General features: G+C 45.2%; 28 protein-coding genes. 2 read left to right on the top strand and 26 right to left on the bottom strand.

Going from position 1 to position 20,292, the window contains the following annotated elements:
* A partial coding sequence (locus tag BLQ32_RS13985) for a group II intron maturase-specific domain-containing protein (RefSeq protein ID WP_074510798.1) occupies nt 1–345 on the top strand: 345 nt, incomplete at its 5' end.
* 74 nt (nt 346–419) lie between these two features.
* Here the strand turns inward: BLQ32_RS13985 and BLQ32_RS13980 are convergent.
* The 11 genes from BLQ32_RS13980 to BLQ32_RS13935 all read right to left on the bottom strand — a co-directional run bounded on the left by BLQ32_RS13980 (nt 420) and on the right by BLQ32_RS13935 (nt 7,396).
* On the bottom strand, nt 420–866 hold the full coding sequence (locus BLQ32_RS13980) for a DUF7878 domain-containing protein (protein ID WP_074510797.1): 447 nt from the start codon (nt 864–866) through the stop codon (nt 420–422).
* Nucleotides 867–958: 92 nt separating this feature from the next.
* Nucleotides 959–1,144 carry a hypothetical protein gene (locus BLQ32_RS13975; RefSeq protein WP_074510796.1) on the bottom strand — a complete coding sequence of 62 codons (186 nt, stop codon included), beginning with the start codon at nt 1,142–1,144 and terminating at the stop codon, nt 959–961.
* A gap of 199 nt (nt 1,145–1,343) precedes the next feature.
* Complete coding sequence (locus BLQ32_RS19875) at nt 1,344–1,502, bottom strand: hypothetical protein (RefSeq protein ID WP_175557118.1); 159 nt, start codon at nt 1,500–1,502, stop codon at nt 1,344–1,346.
* A 149-nt stretch (nt 1,503–1,651) separates the two neighbouring features.
* Nucleotides 1,652–2,146: a hypothetical protein gene (locus tag BLQ32_RS13970; protein WP_074510795.1), complete on the bottom strand. Its 495-nt coding sequence runs from the start codon at nt 2,144–2,146 to the stop codon at nt 1,652–1,654.
* A gap of 270 nt (nt 2,147–2,416) precedes the next feature.
* Nucleotides 2,417–2,713, bottom strand: a complete 297-nt coding sequence (locus BLQ32_RS13965) for a hypothetical protein (protein WP_074510794.1) — start codon at nt 2,711–2,713, stop codon at nt 2,417–2,419.
* Nucleotides 2,714–3,394: 681 nt separating this feature from the next.
* Nucleotides 3,395–4,411, bottom strand: coding sequence for a GTP 3',8-cyclase MoaA (gene moaA / locus BLQ32_RS13960; RefSeq protein WP_074510793.1), 1,017 nt, complete (start codon nt 4,409–4,411; stop codon nt 3,395–3,397).
* A gap of 17 nt (nt 4,412–4,428) precedes the next feature.
* Nucleotides 4,429–4,989, bottom strand: a complete 561-nt coding sequence (gene mobA / locus BLQ32_RS13955; RefSeq protein WP_074510792.1) for a molybdenum cofactor guanylyltransferase — start codon at nt 4,987–4,989, stop codon at nt 4,429–4,431.
* A complete protein-coding gene (moaD, locus tag BLQ32_RS13950; protein WP_074510791.1) occupies nt 4,986–5,219 on the bottom strand; it encodes a molybdopterin converting factor subunit 1 in 234 nt (77 codons plus the stop codon). The genes mobA and moaD overlap by 4 nt, the downstream gene beginning before the upstream one ends.
* Complete coding sequence (locus BLQ32_RS13945) at nt 5,216–5,656, bottom strand: molybdenum cofactor biosynthesis protein MoaE (protein ID WP_074510790.1); 441 nt, start codon at nt 5,654–5,656, stop codon at nt 5,216–5,218. Before BLQ32_RS13945 ends, moaD begins: the two co-directional genes overlap by 4 nt.
* On the bottom strand, nt 5,643–6,164 hold the full coding sequence (gene mobB / locus BLQ32_RS13940; RefSeq protein WP_074510789.1) for a molybdopterin-guanine dinucleotide biosynthesis protein B: 522 nt from the start codon (nt 6,162–6,164) through the stop codon (nt 5,643–5,645). Before mobB ends, BLQ32_RS13945 begins: the two co-directional genes overlap by 14 nt.
* On the bottom strand, nt 6,152–7,396 hold the full coding sequence (locus BLQ32_RS13935; RefSeq protein ID WP_074510788.1) for a molybdopterin molybdotransferase MoeA: 1,245 nt from the start codon (nt 7,394–7,396) through the stop codon (nt 6,152–6,154). The genes mobB and BLQ32_RS13935 overlap by 13 nt, the downstream gene beginning before the upstream one ends.
* Before the next feature lie 63 nt (nt 7,397–7,459).
* Between BLQ32_RS13935 and moaC the strand changes: the two genes are divergently transcribed.
* On the top strand, nt 7,460–7,948 hold the full coding sequence (gene moaC / locus BLQ32_RS13930) for a cyclic pyranopterin monophosphate synthase MoaC (RefSeq protein ID WP_074510787.1): 489 nt from the start codon (nt 7,460–7,462) through the stop codon (nt 7,946–7,948).
* Here the strand turns inward: moaC and BLQ32_RS13925 are convergent.
* From BLQ32_RS13925 to BLQ32_RS13855, 15 genes are all read right to left on the bottom strand, one after another.
* Entirely contained in the window at nt 7,933–8,448 is a 516-nt protein-coding gene (locus BLQ32_RS13925) for a MogA/MoaB family molybdenum cofactor biosynthesis protein (RefSeq protein WP_074510786.1), read from the bottom strand. The two genes, moaC and BLQ32_RS13925, sit on opposite strands and share 16 nt — an antisense overlap.
* 17 nt (nt 8,449–8,465) lie before the next feature.
* Nucleotides 8,466–9,485, bottom strand: coding sequence for a ThiF family adenylyltransferase (locus BLQ32_RS13920; protein ID WP_074510785.1), 1,020 nt, complete (start codon nt 9,483–9,485; stop codon nt 8,466–8,468).
* Nucleotides 9,486–9,674: 189 nt separating this feature from the next.
* The gene (locus BLQ32_RS13915) at nt 9,675–10,328 is read right to left on the bottom strand and encodes an ATP-binding cassette domain-containing protein (protein ID WP_074510784.1); all 654 of its coding nucleotides are present in this window, start codon (nt 10,326–10,328) and stop codon (nt 9,675–9,677) included.
* A gap of 5 nt (nt 10,329–10,333) precedes the next feature.
* Entirely contained in the window at nt 10,334–11,014 is a 681-nt protein-coding gene (gene modB / locus BLQ32_RS13910) for a molybdate ABC transporter permease subunit (RefSeq protein ID WP_074510783.1), read from the bottom strand.
* Nucleotides 11,007–11,783, bottom strand: coding sequence for a molybdate ABC transporter substrate-binding protein (gene modA / locus BLQ32_RS13905; RefSeq protein WP_074510782.1), 777 nt, complete (start codon nt 11,781–11,783; stop codon nt 11,007–11,009). The genes modB and modA overlap by 8 nt, the downstream gene beginning before the upstream one ends.
* A gap of 306 nt (nt 11,784–12,089) precedes the next feature.
* Entirely contained in the window at nt 12,090–12,860 is a 771-nt protein-coding gene (sdhB, locus tag BLQ32_RS13900) for a succinate dehydrogenase iron-sulfur subunit (protein ID WP_074510781.1), read from the bottom strand.
* Nucleotides 12,861–13,128: 268 nt separating this feature from the next.
* A complete protein-coding gene (locus tag BLQ32_RS13895) occupies nt 13,129–14,097 on the bottom strand; it encodes a quinone oxidoreductase family protein (RefSeq protein WP_074510780.1) in 969 nt (322 codons plus the stop codon).
* Nucleotides 14,098–14,250: 153 nt separating this feature from the next.
* Nucleotides 14,251–14,712, bottom strand: coding sequence for an NUDIX domain-containing protein (locus BLQ32_RS13890; RefSeq protein WP_074510779.1), 462 nt, complete (start codon nt 14,710–14,712; stop codon nt 14,251–14,253).
* A 19-nt stretch (nt 14,713–14,731) separates the two neighbouring features.
* The gene (locus tag BLQ32_RS13885; RefSeq protein WP_074510778.1) at nt 14,732–15,169 is read right to left on the bottom strand and encodes a DUF4279 domain-containing protein; all 438 of its coding nucleotides are present in this window, start codon (nt 15,167–15,169) and stop codon (nt 14,732–14,734) included.
* Nucleotides 15,170–15,194: 25 nt separating this feature from the next.
* Nucleotides 15,195–15,476: a hypothetical protein gene (locus BLQ32_RS13880; protein WP_074510777.1), complete on the bottom strand. Its 282-nt coding sequence runs from the start codon at nt 15,474–15,476 to the stop codon at nt 15,195–15,197.
* A 179-nt stretch (nt 15,477–15,655) separates the two neighbouring features.
* A complete protein-coding gene (locus BLQ32_RS13875) occupies nt 15,656–16,024 on the bottom strand; it encodes a DMT family transporter (protein WP_053167815.1) in 369 nt (122 codons plus the stop codon).
* 165 nt (nt 16,025–16,189) lie between these two features.
* Complete coding sequence (locus BLQ32_RS13870) at nt 16,190–17,173, bottom strand: ring-cleaving dioxygenase (protein ID WP_074510776.1); 984 nt, start codon at nt 17,171–17,173, stop codon at nt 16,190–16,192.
* 468 nt (nt 17,174–17,641) lie between these two features.
* On the bottom strand, nt 17,642–18,199 hold the full coding sequence (locus tag BLQ32_RS13865; protein ID WP_074510775.1) for a hypothetical protein: 558 nt from the start codon (nt 18,197–18,199) through the stop codon (nt 17,642–17,644).
* 232 nt (nt 18,200–18,431) lie between these two features.
* A complete protein-coding gene (locus tag BLQ32_RS13860) occupies nt 18,432–18,971 on the bottom strand; it encodes a PadR family transcriptional regulator (RefSeq protein WP_074510774.1) in 540 nt (179 codons plus the stop codon).
* A gap of 43 nt (nt 18,972–19,014) precedes the next feature.
* The gene (locus tag BLQ32_RS13855; protein WP_074510773.1) at nt 19,015–20,202 is read right to left on the bottom strand and encodes a YhgE/Pip domain-containing protein; all 1,188 of its coding nucleotides are present in this window, start codon (nt 20,200–20,202) and stop codon (nt 19,015–19,017) included.
* Nucleotides 20,203–20,292 lie beyond the last annotated feature (90 nt).

The raw sequence follows: 20,292 nt of genomic DNA, 5'->3' as shown, positions 1-20,292 counted from the left end.
ATGGAAGAGCGGATTCAGAAGCTGAACCAGTACCTGACGGGCTGGTGCGGTTACTTTGTGTTGGCGGATACGCCGAGCGTATTCAAAGACCTCGAATCGTGGATTCGAAGAAGGCTCCGCATGTGCATATGGAAAGATTGGAAGAAGCCGAGTACGAAAGTGAGAAAACTCATCGGGTTGAGTATCCCGAAAGGGAAGGCTTATGAATGGGGCAACTCGCGAAAGAGCTACTGGCGAATTTCAAAAAGTCCCGTATTGCACAGAGCCCTCGGAAACTCCTACTGGAGTTCCCAAGGGCTCAAAAGTCTGGTTGCACGTTATGAAACTTTGCGTCATCCATCTTAATTGAACCGCCTTATACCGAACGGTACGTACGGTGGTGTGAGAGGTCGGGAGTTAATCGCTCCCTCCTACTCGATTCAGAATCGATAAAAGTATGAATACTTGATATTGAACTTCCTCAACAAAATATCTTCTAGTTTAGTTAAATACCGGTCTACTGCTTTTAACAACACCACAGAAGCTATCGTGCTTTCGTGTTTAAATTCTTGCCAAATTGAAAAGAGTTGCCATTCATTTTCGCTTTTTCTAATAAAAGCTAAAATAGGTCCTTCTATTTCATCATGTTCCATCGTGAAGTAATAAAAATCATTTTCTCCTTCGGAATCTTTCACTCTCCACTCTTTTAAAGTAACAGCCAGTTCAAGCAACGCTAAGGACGGTTCGTGAAAGAAACACGAATGACCGATATGAATGGTTAATTCCCCTTGCACATCAATCAATAATTTTCCGTTTTTCTGTCGAATTAGCTTTTTATCCAAGTTCAATAACGGATCCAATTCAAAATCAATAGCCAGATTCTCCATGCAATCACTCCTTAAGTACGTTTCTACTGGAATTTTTCAGTGTGAATGTAACTTAACTGCACATAAGTTACATTCAAATCCTAGTCTTTTCCTCAAAACTTCCACTTGGATTTTGCCGGGGCTTTTTTCAATTCGTCCAAATCGCTTTGCAGCTGCTGAACCAAGGCGAGTAGCTGTCCTTCCCGTTCCTGGCTCTTCTTCAGTTCGTTTTTCAGGTCCGCAAGCACACCTGTATGATCCACCGGATCCGGCAATTGTTGTTTGGGCTGCTGCTGCATGAGTTGCTGCAGCTCATTGCTTTTCTGGTTCTGCCCATCAGCAATTCGACAATTTGATTGAGAGACTGCGGAGGAACCACTAGATTCGTCTCGATCTGTTTAACTTCTCCCCCGAATCGGTCCAATAATTTCGCTTCAACTTCTTAAAAATCGGTTCGCTTGATTCCCTTCGCTCGCTGCGATTGAAAGGTTTTGGCAATCAGCTGGATCCGTCCACTTGCTCTTCCCTGTAAACTCGATGGTGACTCTGGCAGTGGTCTTTCACGACTTCTCCAAGCCAATCCCGTTTCTCCCATTCACGAAGTTGATGGGCTTCCAGATTCAGCTCTTCTACCAGCCGGCTAAATGGAATTCGCACGTTTTTACTCCTTAAATTAATCCTTAATCAGGTTTAAATGCAACTTTATTTTATGCTTCTTTTAGACTGAAAGATACCGGTTTAAAGAGATTTCTTGAAAAAACAAAAGAGAAGATGCTTCTAGACGCATCTTCTCAATTCCTCTCTCGTTATCCGCTATGGATTTCGAAACAGAAATAGCCGAATCCTAGATCTTCTTCCGTCAAGTTCAAGTCCTCTTTAGCAATGGCAAACATCTGTGGAATGGCCGTCTTCAGGTAATTACGGTAAATCGCCAAGGACTGGCCAAATTTTTTCGGATCATCAAAACGGCACATCGGACGCAGCGCTTTTCCGGCGGGCAGATCCATCAAAGGAGTTTGATCGATAGCTTCTAAGATATCAGCTAGTTCCTCTTCTTCAGTCACGGATTCCCGGCATTCCATGAAAAACATCAATTCGTCAAACTCCCGTTGCAGATTCACCTTTTCATTCACATAGAATGGATTAACACGCAGGTACTCCGTAGTGGCATTCGCTTCTATCAAGTCATCCAGAAGTGACTTTAAACCATCAATCGTCGGATACAATCGGTACTTACCTCCCCGATGTGCCGTATGTTCGTAAACAATTTCGTTGATTCTTCCTTCTTTTTTTTCTAACATCTTTTTCTCCTCCTTATTCGTTGCTAAAGCTAATTCCAGTTGTTCTTTTGTATATTCTCTTAAATTTAGCTTTATTTTAAAATTTTTCAACTGCAAAACACTGATCTAAAGGGATTCATTGAAAAATGGAGAAGGGACTCTAGGGCAGCACCTCCTCTATTTTTCTATTATCGGACTGCCGATAAAGTTGGGATATGTAAACTAAAAATTATTTTCTTTCTATCTACTATTTAATCGTCTTATTAGTTCCCTTCTTTCATTCCATAGAGTTTATTTACCAAAAGTCATAATCCACAGGTTCAACAATCCTAATGGAGCAACAATCACAAAAAAGATGGCATTAGCCGTGATGGCAATCAGCCGAGGATTCCCTTTTTTTCCGAATATGGCCAAGATAAACCCGATTCCAGGACCTCCAACAATCGCCAATAATACCCACTGAAGAAAGTGATCGTAGTAATAATTAAAGTCAATCGACACATTCCCATATTCCAGAACAGCGTCAATGATTTGCATAGTTAAAGCGATAAAGAATAACAAAAATGATAAAGCGTTCAGTTTGCCCATTTGTCGGCCTCCTTAGTCAATGATTTCATATTTTTGCAACCACATAGCTGCTATGACAATGAACGGGTTTTGAAAAGAACAAAGAGAAAAAACTTTACTAACCAATTTTGTATAATTTTTCTGCCTTTAGTCTGATAACTTTCATGTTTTTTCCACTAGCGAGTATATATACGTTTACTCTAACTAGTAAGTTCCAAGGATTGGCAATATATCCTTTTCAATAAGTTGTTACCAAAAAGCTACTTAATTCTCACGATAAGGCTTTGCGAAATAATGCTATTGACTATAAATCTTAAAACAAGGACATAAATAAGATCCATGTTGTTTTTTAAGCTCTACTGAGTTAATGATTGACGCTTCTCTTTTTTAGACACATCAATCAAAACCACTTCTTTAAGAGTTATTTAACATAGCTTTTAAGAAAGCAAAGAACTCAATACCTGTTCCTTAAAATATAGGTAAACAATAAAAAGATAGCTAGCTAATTCTGGAAACAAAAGCGTTCATAAATGTGTTAAAACATATTGCGAACGTTCACCAATGTTCATTCACTTTTCCGAACACCTCACTTAAAATTTCAAATTAAAAACGAGGAATGATTCTTGCAAAATCTCACCTCGTTTTTAATCATTTATTTAATTATCATACTTTTAAATACAGAAAAAAGTTTTAATTTAATCTTTACCCACCAATATACGACATGCCTATTTTCTTACGCGATTTCGCTGTCTGTTCCGTCCGCTCATCCGAATACCGGTCACTCCGGCGTTCCCATACACGGCTTATGGCCTCGAGCAGTTCCACATCATCCAAGCCGCTTCGCAGCAATTCACGGATATCGAACCCTTCGGTGGCAAACAGGCAGGTGTAAAACTTGCCGTCGGATGACAGGCGGGCGCGTGTGCACGATGAACAGAAGGATTCGGAAACGGAAGTGATAAAGCCGACTTGCGAGTCACTGCCTTTATAGCGGTAGCGTTTTGCCACTTCGCCGAAATAATCCTGATCGACCGGTTCCAGTTCATAGGCAGACCGAAGCTTTTCCAAAATCTCTTTTTTGGTGACGACTTTTTCAAAGCTCCATCCATTGTCGTTGCCGACATCCATGAATTCGATATAGCGCAGCGTGATGCCTTTTTCCTTGAAGTAAGCAGCCATCGGGAGAATTTCCGCTTCGTTGACTCCTTTTTGGACCACCATATTGACTTTGATTTCAAAGCCCAGCTCTTTGGCAAAATCAATATTTTGGAGGATCGGTGAAGAGCCAACGCCGCGGCCGTTCAGTTTCCCGAATAGATCCGGTTCGAGCGCATCCAAGCTGATATTCAGCCGGCGAAGTCCGGCATCAAACAGCGCCGGTCCGTGCTGTTTCAGCAATGAACCGTTCGTCGTCAGCCCGACATCTTCCACTCCTTCAACAGAGAGGATTTTCTTCACCAACTCCGGGAGCCCGCGGCGCAGCAAAGGTTCCCCGCCAGTCAACCGGATTTTCTTGACGCCCATTGACACAAAAACCTGGGTCAACTGGTGGATTTCTTCAAAGGACAGCAATTCCTGTTTCGGTAAGAATGCATAATCATCGCCGAACACTTCTTTTGGCATGCAGTACGAACAGCGGAAATTGCAGCGGTCGGTGACCGAAATCCGCAAATCGCGTATCGGACGTCCCAGCCGGTCTTTCAGTGCTTGCCTTTCCATGCTAACGCCCTCCCTTTCTAGTTGATGCGGGTATTTATATTTTGGAATACGTCAAGGTCTTCATGGATCAGCGAAGACGAAATCCATTCCGTATGGATTGTTTCCAAAAAAGCGAATACGCTCAAATTGCCGAATTCGATGAATTTTTTTAATTCCTGGCTCCAGTTGCCGTTCCATACACTGAACAGTGGAATTTTTTCAACTGCTGTTTGGACCGCCGTCACATCAGCATTTGAAGACAGCTGCACCAACGCCTGCGTTTCATTCGGTCCGATAAAAGGCATATCGCATGGAAGCACGAGATACCGTTCAGCCGGTCTCCCTTCCATTGCTGAACAAATGCCGGCAAGCGGGCCTTTTCCGGCCACTTTCGGCAAATCCGCAATGACGTCCAGTTCAGCCGGAAAACACGTGATCAACTCTGGGCGCGTCACGATGACTACCTGGCCACAAGCTGCTGCCAGCGCTTCATAAACTCGTTCATAAAAGAGGCGGCCGTCTATTTCAGCAAACGCTTTTGGCGACCCGAAGCGCCTGGACAACCCACCGGCGAGCAGAATTCCGACCGTCCGGCTCATCCGCCGCTGACCGGCGGGATGAGCGCGACGACATCGCCTTCTGACAGGACGTCATCGGGCAAAGCGTATTCTTCATTCACTGCCACCTGGACAGAGTTTTCCGCCATACCAGGATATTTGCCGGCAAGCTCTTTTCGCAGCTGATCCACGGTCTGCCCGGCAAACTGCAACGTCTCTTGAGCCGTTCCGGTCAGTTCTTTGATGCCAGCGAAATAATGAATGGTAATCATATCATTTCTCCTCCCGGTTTTTTCTTCTGGTCGCCGATCCATTCCTCGCCGTCATTCCAGATTTCCTTTTTCCAGATTGGCACGATTTCCTTGATGCGTTCAATTGCGTATTCATTCGCTTCATAAGCCGCTTTCCGGTGCGGCGAGGATACCGCAATTACGACCGCAATGTCGCTGATTTGAAGTTCGCCGATGCGGTGCGCGATCGCCACCTGGGTCCCTTCCCATCTTTCTTCGATTTCCCGGCCGATCTGCGCCAATTTTTTCTCTGCCATCGGCACGTAGGCTTCGTACGCCAAATACAAGGTTTTTACGCCTTTGGTCCATTCCCGGACGTGTCCGGTGAAAAGCGTCACGGCGCCGGCTTCCGGACGCAGCACGTAATCGGCGTAAAGTTGCGGGTTGATCGGTTCGGTCACTACACTATATGCCTTCATCCACTTCACCTTCCATCCATTCTGTAAAAAAACGGTCGATAGCTTCTCTATTACTTGCCTCCACCGTTGCGGTATTTTCCAACTTCACGCCTGTATGCACAATGACCAGCTGGATATTCGACAGGGTTTCAAGTTCCCGCCAATCTTCCAGGCTTCGGACCAGCACAATTTTCGGATAAGGAGCTGCCTTAAAACCTTCAATCAGAATCAAATCCGGATTGGCCAATAAAGAGAACCGGATGAATTTTTCCAGATCCGCTTCGGGTTCCTCGAGATGCATCTGGATCAATCCATCGCCGTAAACAAGCGAACTGGCTGCGCCGCTTGCGAGAAACTGCACACTGTCGGTTTTCTGCGGCGGCAGCTCTGGTCTGCCGCTGTGTCCGTGATGTTTGATGGCCGAGACTTTCATCCCTGAAGTACGGGTTAGTTCAATCAACCGGTTCATGAGCGTTGTCTTGCCGCTGTTTTTAAAGCCGACCACTTGCAGAATCCTTACAGCTTCCATGCAGCGCTGCCTTCCTCGACGCCAAGCAACAGGACGTCCACTGCATCGCCTCTTTTAAAGCCTCTCGTGCCGCCCGGCAACACAATCAGCGCGTTGCCTTTGGCAATCGATGCGACAGCGTTTGATTTGTTGAAGCCGGCGGGTTTGATGGTTTGCCCATCGTATACTGCCCGGATAAAGCGGGAAAATGGATTCGCTTGCGGAACATCTTCCGCTAAGACGGCTGTTGTCTGCGGCAAATACAATTTTTGCGCTCCCATCATTTTTAACAAGGCCGGACGCACGAACAATTCAAAACCGGTAAAACAGGCGGAAGGGTTGCCGGATAAGCCGAATAAATATTTGCTACCCGCTACAGCAACGGTCGTTACGCTTCCGGGGCGCATGGCGACTTTATTGAACAGGACATTCGCTCCGAGGCGCTCGTAGATGGCCGGCAGAAAGTCAAAGTCGCCGACCGATACGCCGCCGGTGGTAATCAAACAATCCGTTTCCTCAGCGGCCCTTTTTACAATGTCAAAACTCTCATCCAGATTGTCGACGGACAAGCCGTAAGTTTTACAAGGGATTCCCATGCGCGCCAGTTGTGCTGTGATCATCGGACCGTTGCTATTGCGGATTTTTCCGGGAACGAGCGGCTCGGATACATCCAGCAGTTCGGTACCGGTAGAAAGAATGCCGACGACCGGGTGCTTGGCCACACGGACCGTTGCGTAGCCGAATGTTGCCAGCAAGGCGACGGTACCGGGATGGATCAAATTTCCGCTTTCGATGACCGTTTCGCCTTGCTCGACATCTTCGCCTTTGAGCGACACGTTTTCCAGCGGTTCAAACGGTTTGCGGATGGTAAAAAATCCGTCCGATTCCACCGTCTGTTCAAACATGACGACCGCATCTGCATTTTCAGGAAGCGGTGCACCGGTCATGATCCGGACCGCTTGATTGCCGGACAACGTCATTTCCGAAACCGCCCCCGCGCCGATATGGTCGACGATATCGAAACGGATACGGTTGTCGCCAGAAGCACCGGCTGAATGTTTGGAGATGATTGCAAACCCGTCATACGGCGAACGGTCAAAAGGCGGCACCGGATGCCCCGCGACAATCGGTTCTGCAAGTATGCGGTTGTAGCTTTGTTCGAGCGGCACTATTTCCGTTTCCAGCAGGCGCGCTTGGTCAATCACTTTTTGTACAGCTTCTGAAACCGGAATCGGCTTTCGGTGTTCCACCATCTATATCTACTCCTCGGTTATTCCTGATATACTATTTTTAACTAGACAGAAAGGGTGTTTTACATGTCTGAACTGACACACTTCAACGAACAGGGACGGGCCAAAATGGTCGATGTCTCGGAGAAAACCGACACCGCCCGGATGGCACGCGCTAAAACGGCTGTCCTTCTGAACGAAGCCATCTATCAGCAAATCAAAGATGGCACCAATAAAAAAGGCGACGTGTTTGCGGTGGCACAGGTTGCCGGCATCATGGCGGCCAAAAACACTGCCCAAATCATTCCGATGTGCCATCCGCTCGCATTGAGCGGCGTCGACATTCAATTTGAATGGAATGTCGATGAAAAAAATGCGCATTATGAAGTGCTGCTTTATGCAACCGTCAAAACGAAAGGCCCGACCGGCGTGGAAATGGAAGCGTTGACGGCCGCTTCTGCCGCTGCGCTCACCATTTACGATATGTGCAAAGCAGCCGGCAAGGAAATGGTCATCGGACCGACAATGCTGCTTGAAAAAACAGGCGGCAAGTCGGGCGATTACGAACGTGCTTGACGGTGTTTGTTCAGTTCAAATGTAATATGGGCGAGTTCCGGAAACACAAGCCGTTCCATTGCCAGCTTCACCGCACCGCGTGAACCCGGCAGGACAAAAATGGCTTTATCTGAAGCCACTCCTGCCGATGCGCGGCTTAAGAGGGCTCTTGTGCCGACGTCTTCTGTAAAACTCAGAAAACGGAACAGTTCGCCGAAACCCGGGATTTGTTTTTCGAAAAGCGGTTCGATCGCTTCAATCGATACATCATGCTTAGCAATGCCCGTGCCGCCGGTTGAAATGATAGCGTCTAGATCTTTTTCTTCCAGCCACTCTCCCAATGCTCGTTTAATTTCCGCTGCATCATCTTTTACAATCCGGTAACCGGCCAATTCGATGCCGTTCGCTTCAGCCATCGTTTTGACCAATGCTCCGCCGGTATCGGTTTCCGGTGTGCGGGTGTCGCTGACCGTCAAGACGGCAATGCGGATATTCTGATTCAGCTCAAATAATTCCGACATTCAAATTCTCCTTTTCTTCAGCCAAACAACTGATGATAAAATTTGCGGCCTTCGGCAACATTCCGGATGCCGTGGATCAGCAAGCGGCCGTCTTTAAACAGGACGGCCCTTTTTCCATGCACGTTCAATTCCACAAAAAACGGTGTGCGTTTTACAGCACCCTCTGCTTGCCGGCCGATTTTTTCAGCATCAGCAAGTGAAATCAGCCGGCTTGGGTCAGGCAATACCTGCACGGCATCCCTGCCGCATAAAACCGCGTAAGACCCTTGGCTTCTTGCTTCCAGTGCCGGAAAGACCGGCTCTTTTCCGCAAGTTGCACACTCGGAATTTTTTATGCGGGAAACGCCGATATCATGCTGATCAGGGTCCCACAAATCAAAGTAATGGACTTTTTTTCGCAGGGCATCGGAGTTTCCACTCAGCCATTTCAATGCTTCCGTACATTGGAGGGCGGCTGTCACTTGGACTGCCGGCGGGATGATGCCGACCGTATCACAGGTTTGATTGACGGCCGGCAATACCGGAAGCAAGCAGCGGAAGCAAGGGGTCTCTCCAGGCACAAACGGAAAAACAACGCCGGTGCTTCCGACACATGCCCCGTAAATCCAGGGAATCCGGTATTTGGCCGAAGCATCGTTAATGACGAGCCGTGTTTCGAAATTATCGGTTGCGTCCATGATCAATGTACAGACTCCAGCCAATTTTTCCATTAACCGTTCATCCAAATGTTCCATATACGTTATCAGGCGGACGTCGCTCCGAATCGCTTTCAGCCTTTTTTCAGCAGCGACCACTTTGGGCGTCATCTGTTTAGCATCTTCTTCGGTAAAAAGCTGCTGCCGCTGCAAATTGGACAGTTCTACATAATCACGGTCCACCAAATGGATTTCGCCAACGCCTGCTCTTGTTAAGGTTTCTGCAATGGCCGATCCAAGTGCCCCGCAGCCGATGACTGCAACCCTTGCTTTACTGAGATTTTCCTGTCCCGTCGTTCCGATCGGTTTAAATAATCGTTGCCGGGAATAGCGGTCTTCCACTTGCAGCCACCTCTTTTCTGAACTTGTCATAGTTTAACATTTCATTTTTATTTTTCAAAAAAGCAATTGCTGTTCACGTCTTATTCCCATCTTAATAAAAAGCGATAGCAAAAGAAAGGAAAGCAGTGAATCTAATCATAATATTCAATCAGTTAACAGTCTTCGTAAATAAAAAAACAAGCATCCTTCTTAAAGAAGGGATGCTTGTTTTGATTCTTGTTCACTCATCACGCCTTTTTCGATCCGTACGATGCGATGGGCGAGTTCTTCAGCATCGGCAATGCGGTGAGTCACCAGGATCACCGGAATCTTCCAAAGTTCGTGGATGCGCAGAAGTTCGTCATGGCAGCGGCTGCGCGTCGCGTCATCGAGCGCGGAAAATGGCTCATCCAAAAGCAGGATGTCCGGTTTTGCGGCAAGCGCACGCGCCAGTGCCACCCGCTGTTTTTCTCCGCCTGATATTTGATGCGGATATTTCCCCAGCAGTTTCTGGATTCCTAAAAGCCGGGTCAATTCATTCACATGGGACAAATCAGCGTTCCTGCCCAAACTGAAAAGGATGTTTTTCTCTGCCGTAAAATGCGGAAACAAGGCATAATCCTGGAACAAATATCCGACTTTCCGCTTTTGGATCTTTAGCGGCTTTTGCCCTTTTTGGTAAAAGGCTTGTCCGTTCAAAGAAATTTCCCCATGATCCGGCTGGACAATGCCGGCAATGCAATTCAGCAAAGTGGTTTTCCCGGAGCCTGAAGAACCGATCAACGCCAATATTTCTTGATCCAGTTCAAAATCCGCGTTCAGTTCGAACTGTTCCAATTGCTTGCGGATATTCACTTTCAGCATGGCAGCTACTCCCTCCCCAGCCGGACTTCATTCTTTTTTCGCCAATAATTCAACCAGGACATCACGGCTAGTCCCAGTGCTGAAATAGTAACCACCCAGAAAGCGGCTTTTTCCATTTGCCCTGCTTCATAAGCAAAATAAATGGCGAGCGGCACCGTTTCAGTCTGCCCGGGAATATAGCCGGCAATCATCAATGTCGCCCCGAACTCGCCGATTCCTCTTGCGAAAGACAGAATCAGCCCGGCAAAAATGCCTGGCCAGGCAAGCGGAAACGTGATGGTCCGAAAAATGCGCCATTCGGATATGCCCATTGTCCGTGCGACATTTTCCCAGCGGGGATCCACTTTTTCAAAAGCGGCGAGTGTACTTTGATACATCAACGGCAAGGACACGACAAAAGACGCAATGACCGCACCCACCCAAGTGAACACAATGCGAATGCCGAACCATTCTTCCAATAGGCTGCCAAGCGGACCGTTGATACCAAACAAGTAAATCAAGCCAAAGCCGATGACCGTTGGAGGCAAAACAAGCGGCAAAAGAATGAAGGCTTCCACAAAGCTTCTTCCAACGAAGTTTTTTCTGGCCATAAAGCGGGCAAGCAATAGGCTGAAGATAAATACGAAAAAAGTCGAAATGGAAGCCACTTTTAACGATAAAACAAAAGGCGATAAATCATCAGGCATCCGGCTGCGCTCCCTTGACTGGCATAAAGCCATATTCCTCCAGCAGTTGTTGCCCTTCTTCACTCATCAAGAACTCCAAAAAAGCTTCAGCGGCTTCTTTGTTGTTTGTTCCTTCTACAATGGCAGCAGGGTAAACGATTTCGAGTCCGTCCTGCGGCAAACCGATTGCTGTTTGGAGGTTTGTCGACTGTGCGGCATCGGATGAATAAATAACACCCATTTCCGCATTGCCGCTTTCAATATAACTCAAAACCTGGCGTGCATCTTTTGCAAAAATCAAACTGCCCTCCAGGGAATCCCATACGCCGATCCCGCTAAGCGCTTTTTTAGTATAGAAACCAATCGGCACGCTTTCCGGTTCACCTACCGCAACCACTCCCTTTGAATCTTTCAGCAATTGTACAGGGTCGGTTTCTTTTAGTTGGCCAACTGACGCCAACACCAGCCGGTTTTCAGCGAAATTTTGGATAGTCTGTTCCTGAACCAGTCCGTCCTTCTTCAACATATCCACATCTTGAGCACTCGCTGATAAAAAAAGGTCCACCGGCGCGCCTTGCTCAATCTGGTTCCGAAGCTTGCTGGAGGATCCAAAATTAAAGGCCACTTCCACATCAGGATGCGTTTGGTTAAACGCTTTTTCAGCAGAAAGCATTACATCGGTCAAACTGGATGCAGAAGATATGAGCAGTTCTTCGCTGTTGTCGGCTGAAGTTTCTCCGCAGGCTGAAAGAAGCAATGCAGCCGCTAGCATAGGCATTATTTTTCTCATTTAAACTGTCATCCCCTTCCTTTAAAAAACTGCTTTCTATTTCGCAACTGCTGAACATGAAAACAGACCTATTTTTTCAATTCATATAATTCCTTTACTGATTGAAAATAAGGATACCGTTTCTCTCAGGCTTCCGTCAATAAGCGCCCGTGCCAATCCATTCTTTCACTTAGGCAAATAGAAAGCTAAACACTGCCGGCTAAAAATTTTTTCGATTTCCTATTAAAACAAGCCAAGGATGATCAAATTAAAGATCAGCCCCGGCTTTATAAAGAATCTACTTGCCATACCATCAATCTCTTTTTTCTACTTGACCATATTATCGCTGCCGAAGAAATTCCGGAACATCTGGACGGTCGTGTCACGATTCATGGCTGCAATTGAAGTCGTCAACGGAATCCCTTTTGGACAGGATTCCACACAGTTCTGGGCCATACCGCATTGCTGGATGCCGCCTGGACCCATCAGCAAATTCAACCGCTCATCTTTGTTCATGGCCCCGGTCGGGTGGGCATTCATCAGGCGCACCTGGGAAATCGGAGCCGCTCCGATAAATTCGGATTTGTCATTCACATTCGGGCATACTTCTAAACAAACGCCGCATGTCATGCACTTTGAAAGTTCGTAAGCCCATTGGCGCTTTCGTTCAGGCATACGCGGCCCTTCACCAAGGTCATGAGTTCCGTCAATCGGAATCCACGCTTTTAATCGCTTGAGCGTATCGAACATGGTGCTCCGGTCGACGACCAAATCCCGGACTACCGGAAATGTCTTCATTGGCTGAAGGCGGATCGGCTGTTCCAATTGATCTACAAGTGCAGTACACGATTGGCGTGCTTTGCCGTTGATGACCATTGAACAGGCACCGCATACTTCCTCCAGGCAGTTCATGTCCCAGACGACCGGCACTGTTTTTTTGCCCTCTGCATTCACCGGATTTCGGCGAATTTCCATCAATGCTGAAATGACATTCATGTTCGCGCGATACGGCAATTCGAACTTCTCCCAATACGATTTTTCATTGGTGCTGTTTCTGCGTTCAATTTCAAAAATGACGGTTTTTGCTGCTTCCCCCATTCCCATTCGACTCCTTTCGGTTTCGGATTTCGGAAATCACTAAACTAATAAGGCGAATAATCATTCCTTGACTGTATTGCTAAATGGATGAATAAGAATTTTCGTTTATTCAAACCTTAACACTATAAACGAATAACTATACAACTTATCCATTTATATTCAATCGAATAGAAACGAACAACTCTTATCGTTTTATTCAATAAAAGGAATGCTTACAGCCGCGCTGCTTTCGGTTGAATAAGTTAAAACTTAACTATTCAACTGTTATTCATTCATGTTTTATTCCTACTATCAGCTTTCCTGAATAATGGCCTGCAAGTGCTTTGTGGGCTACTTGGATTTCTTCAAGTTGAAACTCTTTCGCAATGTGTACCGTTACTGCCTCCGATTCAATATAACGACTTAACCGGGCTATGATTTCTCCTTCCGGCTCACCGTTATAGCCGCTGACTTTTAAATTTACAGCCGTATTGACGTCCAGCTGGACGCCATTCGGATAGGCTACATGCCCTTCATTCCGTACAAGTTCCAGAAGATCCTGTGCCAGTTTTCCTCCTGCCGTAAATAACGCGCTATCCACGCCATTCGGTACCAGTGCTTTTATTTGCTCCAAAGCATTTGCACTGCGGCCATTTACCACTTTTTCAATTCCCAGTTGCTGAACCAAGTTTACGCCATCATCGCCTGAGGCAACTGCGATTACTTCTGCTTTCATCAATTTGGCAAGCTGCACCGCCATATGGCCGACTCCGCCGCTGGCACCCAAGATCAAAATTGTTTCGCCCTTTTGAAGGTTCAACACATCTTCCAAACCTCTAAGTGCTGTAATACCAACCCCTAAGATCGCACTTGCTTCTTTCATTCCAAGCGGCTTCGGAATCAGTGAAACATACTCCGCACCTACTGCCACATATTCTGCATAAGTTCCTCCATTTGCATTCAGAAATGAAGCCGTGTAAACCGAATCTCCCAGCTTGAATTGCGCCACATCTTTCCCGATATCCACTATTGTCCCAGCCCCTTCCGAACCAAGAATATAGGGAAAGGTCGGCTGCATCCCGAGCATTTCGGCATAGCCTCCCTGCCGTTCAAAAGCATCCCAAGTGCTGACCGCTGAATACTGAAGTTTAATTAGCACCTCGTTTGAAGCGGCTTGAGGTACGGGAACTTGTTCAATCCGGAATTCTTCAGGCCCGCCAAAACGATGCAAAACTGCGGCTTTCATCTGTTTTTCCATGAATAAACCCCTTTCCAGTATCTTTACTTACTGTTAAGGTAGCAGGTAACAACAATTAATACAATCTGAATTTTCTGAAAAAATAAAGAAAGGAGGCGCTGTGATTCCAGCGGCCTCCTCATATCCATATATTTAACAACAGAGATTTTTGTTTTAATGAAGACTCAACGACAGACTCTCTAAAATTTTCAGGTCCATTTCATCAATCATGCCAAGCTCCTCTTTCAAATCCCATAGTTTTATTTCTGTTGTTTCGTCATTTTGGATGAACGGCTGCAGCTCTTTAATCTCTGCGTAATAAACCGGATTGTTTTTTATAGAGCCGGTCTTGCTATTCCTTAGTTTCAATACTCCTTTAAACTCCAGCTGACCGACTACTTGGCCCGTTTCTTCATAGAGTTCCCTGATGGCACATTCCCGCGGCGTCTCATTTCCTTCCCGGCTGCCGGCTGGCAATTCCCATTGCTTGCTCCACTTGTTGAAGCACATCAAGTATTTCTCTTTGCATTTGATAACCGCAAACGAACCGGCAAGCGGATGGTACTCGCCAATATTCTGTTCTTGGGCAACTACAAAGCCAATGAATTCGAAACCATGATTCTGAGTACTGTTCAATGAAATTCACCGCCTGATTTTACTCGTTAAACTCTTCTTCATAAGGGTTTGCATATAAATCAATGTCAAAGTCCGCTTGGATGCGGCTGGCGAAATCGATCACCGGAACATCTAAATACAAAGCAGGCGTATTCCCATCATTCATGACGATGACGATCGTAAACCGGCATGCTAATCCGAACTCCGATCTCAACCCATTGATAACCTTTTCTTTATCTTTCAGCTGGCGAATAACTTGATCGATTTGTTCACCTGCATCCACTGATTCTTGGTACCCTGTGCAAAGTTCCCAAGAAGAATAGCTTCTTGAGTGTGTTTTAGTCTCGCTGATTTTTCTGAATAAATCTCCTTTTTTATGAGTTTTTGTCGGTTCGATACCCATTCGTTTTGATACTGTCTCTAACGGGAAGCTATCTGCAGTAAAAGAGAAGTAAACCATTACTTGTGATTTTTCCAATGAACCCGCACCTTTTCCTCAGTATTTATTTTACTTGTGGCCGATTCGTTCCGGCATTCATTTTTTTACATGCAAACAAGAGAACCCAGCAGACGAAAGCGACGCTCAGAAACGTAGCGAAGTTGAACCAAGGAGAACCGGTTGAGCCAAATGCCGCTTCACTTTGAAGGGTTTCGGCGTTTTGCCATGCGTCCACCATATTCGGTCGGTAAAGGGCAGTTTTCACATAGCCGACCGCCATTGTGGTCAAAAAATATAGGGCATGAATCGCTGTCGAGGCAAGGAATGCTTGCAGTATAATCTTCATTTATTCACCTCTTTTTATCTATCAATCAGTTACCATTATTTTCACATTCACCTAAAATTTAGTATATCAGTCTTTCCACTGAGGAGCATAGGGATTTTCATTTTTTCTATTTCTTTTTCAAGAAAGTAAAACTAAAAAAGGCCAAGCGCATTTCTACACGCTTGGACTCGCCGCTATTTTTATTCGCCGTTGTTTTTTTCAACTTCGGGTTCAGGATTGGCTTCACTATGCCCCGGACCAAAATAACTTAAAATGACCACTCCGATCAGAATGAGAAGAATGCCGGAAACACTGGCAAAGTTGATTTTTTCTTTCCATATTAAAACGGATATTACTGTAGTCGCAACCATACCAAGTCCAGACCAGATGGCATAAGCAGCATTGAGGGGGATTGTCTTTAACGCCAAAGACAGGAAGAAAAATGAAAATACGAACGCGACCAGCATGCTCATTGTCGGTATGAGCTTTGTAAATCCCTCAGAAGCTTTCAACAGCGATGAGCCGAATAACTCGCCGATGATGGCAAGCAATAGATACATATAAGACATCAACATCAACCTCCGGGTATTTTAAAAAACATATGTATAGACTGGACCATTAAATGTCCTTTACCCGTTGACCGGAGTTTGTAATTAATATTTGCGAAATTAACATGAAAAAATAAAAAGATCGAAGCTCAACAAATGAGCTTCGACCTTATAAATTATGCCGGCTTATAGATATTCTTTTTCAAACGTGCGGGTGCTGCGCACGGTGTCGATATGGCGAACCATGCTTTCGATTTGTTCGCGTTTCGGTTCCAAAAATGGCGGCAGCGATAATTTTTCGCCGACTGTTTCGTACGGCTCATCTCCCATGAATCCAGGGCCGTCTGTCGCCCATTCAAATAAGATGCCATTTGCTACACGGGCATAAAGCGATTCAAAGAAGAAGCGGTCCACATAGCCGGAAGTGCCAAATCCGAACCCTTCCATGCGATCGATCCATTCTTTCAAGACAGCTGTGTCTGCAACACGGAACGCTGCGTGGTGAACAGTCCCGAAACCTTGGCGGCCGGCTGGCAGGATAACGTTATGCTCGACAATCACTTGAGCCCCGTTTCCGCCTTCGCCCACTTCAAATAGATGGAGTGAACCTTCTTTTGCCGTTTCGCGCATCAGCATCGCTTTTTCCAGCACTTCTTTAAAGTAGTCGAATTCGGCAATCCGGACATGAATCGGGCCAAGTCCAGTAATGGCAAATTCCAATGGCACCGGTCCGTTTTGCCACGGGGTGCCGGATGCGATGCCTTCGTTGTGTTCATCAGAAACGAGCATGTATTGCTGATCGTCAAAATCGACAAACGACAATGTTTTCTTGCCGAACAATTCCTGAATGCCTTTATGCTTTACATCGTATTTATCGAAGCGTTTAATCCAGTAAGCCAAGGCTTCGTCCGACGGTACGCGGAACGCTGTTTTGTAGATTTCGTTCGTGCCATGCACGCCTTTTGGAATGCCCGGAAAATCAAAGAACGTCATGTCAGTTCCAGCAGATCCTTTGTCGTCTGCAAAAAATAAATGGTAGGTCTGAATATCATCCTGGTTAACCGTTTTTTTCACTAAACGCATGCCCAAAACATAAGTGAAAAATTCGTAGTTCTTTTCTGCGTTGCTAGTAATGGCGGTTACGTGGTGAATCCCTTTAATTTCGTTCATGTTATTCTCTCCCTTTAATCCAGTTTAATTATCTCGAATTCGAGATATATAATTAAAAAAATAGAGGTGCAAGTGAATGCTGTAAATTATCTTTAATTCGAGATAATCATAACATGTCTTTTTTCAAGCGTCAACTATTTCTATTTCTTTCTCACATCAATTGGATTATCGTTTTGATGCTGCTACTACCCTCCCACAACAAAGAATATCCGGCAGGATCCAGGCTAGTTGCAAACCTTAGTTTTTCATATTATACCTCTACATGCCATTATAATGAGAGCCGGAATCTTGTTTAAGTTGTCTATCTCACAGTTCTTTTTCATTTTTCAGCCTTTCGACTTCGGATTCAAAAAAACCTAACTTCTTGTGGATCCGGTAAAAAATCGGCAAATAAGCCAATACGATAATAATCATCCATCCCATTTGACCACTCCTTTCGATCCACCGGTATTAAAACCGTTTTGTTCTTCAATCCAACAACGGGATAATTTCCTTGCCATTCTTGTCATATAGATAGATTTCCAGAAGGTCCGTTTCTTTAAGACGTGCAGGCAACTTTTTGTAAATGATAAATTGTTTGCCTTCCGGGACCATGGAAGAAAAATCGGTATCCTGTTTGCTTAATTTTGCGGTCACACGCTTGATCTCGGCCTTTGAGTTTTTCCCAATGAAGACGCCGTACGTTCCTTTATCTGTTTTGATGTCGTGATAGGACACCATATTTGTTCCCCATCCGGAAACGTTGATTTTATATTTGCCGTTCCAGCCTTTTATTAAATGGGCATAGCCGATATTTTCATCTGGTGTTTCGAATAAAACAATTTTAGAGTTTGTGTTCTCCAGCTGTTTAGTGCTTATGACCTCCAATTGGAATTCGGTGCTGTTCCCTTTAGATTGCCATTCGACTAAAGCTGACTCAATGTCCGCTCCGGTATCTTCTATTTCATATTGATTGGAATCCTTTACTGCAAATCCAACAGGAATCAAAAGAAGCAACAACAATAACAAAGACCATTTTTTGCTCATCCAATGCCACGCTCCTTTTATTCAAAAGTTTCCTATTTCTGCTGTTCATTCGATCCCAATAACTTACTCTTATTATACTGGTAAATGTGGAATAATTTTCAAAATATTTGGCATCTTACATATTTTTATTTAAATAAAGATTCTCATTTTACTGCTTCAAACTAAAAAAAGCCGGCTGATCATTGAAATCAGCCGGCTTTTTTAGGTGCGATTTTTAATTTGTCTACATACGTTACATCTTATGATTCTGAATCCGCTCTATCAATTCTTCTAACCAATGCTCGGTTTGTTTAGATTTGCTTATGGAATAGTCGGAGATAAAGTCAACCAACCCTTTTTTTGAGTCATCGACTTTAAGCTGGCTAGCAGACTCTCTGATGAGTTCCCATTTCTCTTTATGTTTTTGCAGCTTCTCTTCCAATGTATCAACGATCCGGTCACGGTCCACATGTTTCAAGTTAACAAGGCCGACCATCATTTCGTTGATTTCCGTAGTGCTTTCGAACAGCTTGTATATTTTTTTTGGCAGTTCTTTTCGGCCTTTTTCCGTGATGGCGAATACTTGTTTGTCCGGGCGGTGTTCTTCTTTGACAATTTCCAAGACCTCGATTAATCCTTTTTTCGCCAGCGAATCAAAATGATAGTACAGCTTACTTTCCGTAAGCCCTGCAAATTCATCAAATGGAATCGGTTCCGAAAGCTGCCGTTTTAATTCATATGGATAATTATTTCCTTCAATCAATTTGCTCAAGATGTATATTTGGATAGACATAAGGTTTGCTCCTTCAGCGGGACTTAAGCCCATTGTAGCAGTTTTAGACAGTGATTTCAGCCGAAGCCGGAACAGTCTCTGCCTTCGCTTCCGTCTCTGCAACCGGAACAGGTTTATGGAACAAAGCCACAATCAGGATGTTAATGATTAAAGCTGCTCCGCCGATTGTTGCCATCATCACTTGGAATGGCTCAGCACTTACACTGCCGTATAAGTTGGCCATATAGGCCTGTACTGAATAATACATTGGGGAGATGTAACTCATCCATTCATACGGCAAATACATCATTTCCCGAGGCATGGTCGCACCATTCGCCAGTGTTTGGATCAAGAGGATCGGCAAGTTCAAAACCATGCCGCCTTCACCCAATAAGAAAATCGTGATTGCCGTGAAGTTAAAGCACACCATATAATTCAAAATTTGCTGCGCGGCGAGGCCTGCGAACATTTCTGCTCCGTGGCTGCTCACCAGATAGGCGACACTGACACCGATTACAGAAGACACCACAGCAATTAACAAAGCAGTTAATTGAACATACAGGAATAGGCGCGTCTTGCTTGCTTTGCCCCGGCTTTCCCGGAAAGCAGCGACCAATTGCATCGCACCGATCATCGCTCCGGTATAGCCGGCCATCGTAAAGAACATCGGCAGCATATTATTGTGCATGCCTGCCGGAACTTCGTTGATGGTCACCATATTTCCGACATAAGCCGTTTCAATCATTTCCGCCATCTCTGTGGCCTGCGCTTCCGGGATGTTCAAGTTCATCAAAACCCCTTGTGCCGTTTGAGTCGATAATTGGTTGCTTAATCGTGTGTTGATCTGATTGACAATTGACGTCATGGTAGACGAAACGACTGTGGAGCTGGCCCCGTTCGTTGTAAAATCAATGCTGGAAGAAGTCTCCCCGTTTTGCATATCAGCCGAAAAAGTTTCAGGAATATGGATGACCAATGCCAGCATGTTTTTTTCCAGTTGTTCCGTTGCCTGTTTATTGGTCAAACCTGTTTCGATTTCTTTGAATGGCAGTTTTTCCGCCAGCTGTTCAGAAATCATGGTGCCGTACTGCCCGGTGTCATCGTTGACCATGGCAATCGGCATTTGATCGACATTATTCGGGATAGCCGAATATCCGGGGATGAAAATGCCAAGCATGGCGACCGCATAAAAGATTCCCATAAAAATGGACGCAATGGCTCCTTTTGTTTTTAAAAACTGAGTAAACTTCATTCTCGCTTTCCTTCTTTCAAATTGAATTTAATTTTTAAAAAAGTACTTTAATTAAAGTACTTTATATTGACCACTTTTGGAATTTTACGC

Source organism: Planococcus glaciei, assembly GCF_900099655.1.
Lineage (GTDB): Bacteria > Bacillota > Bacilli > Bacillales_A > Planococcaceae > Planococcus > Planococcus glaciei.
This window is presented reverse-complemented; position numbering and strand designations above follow the sequence as displayed.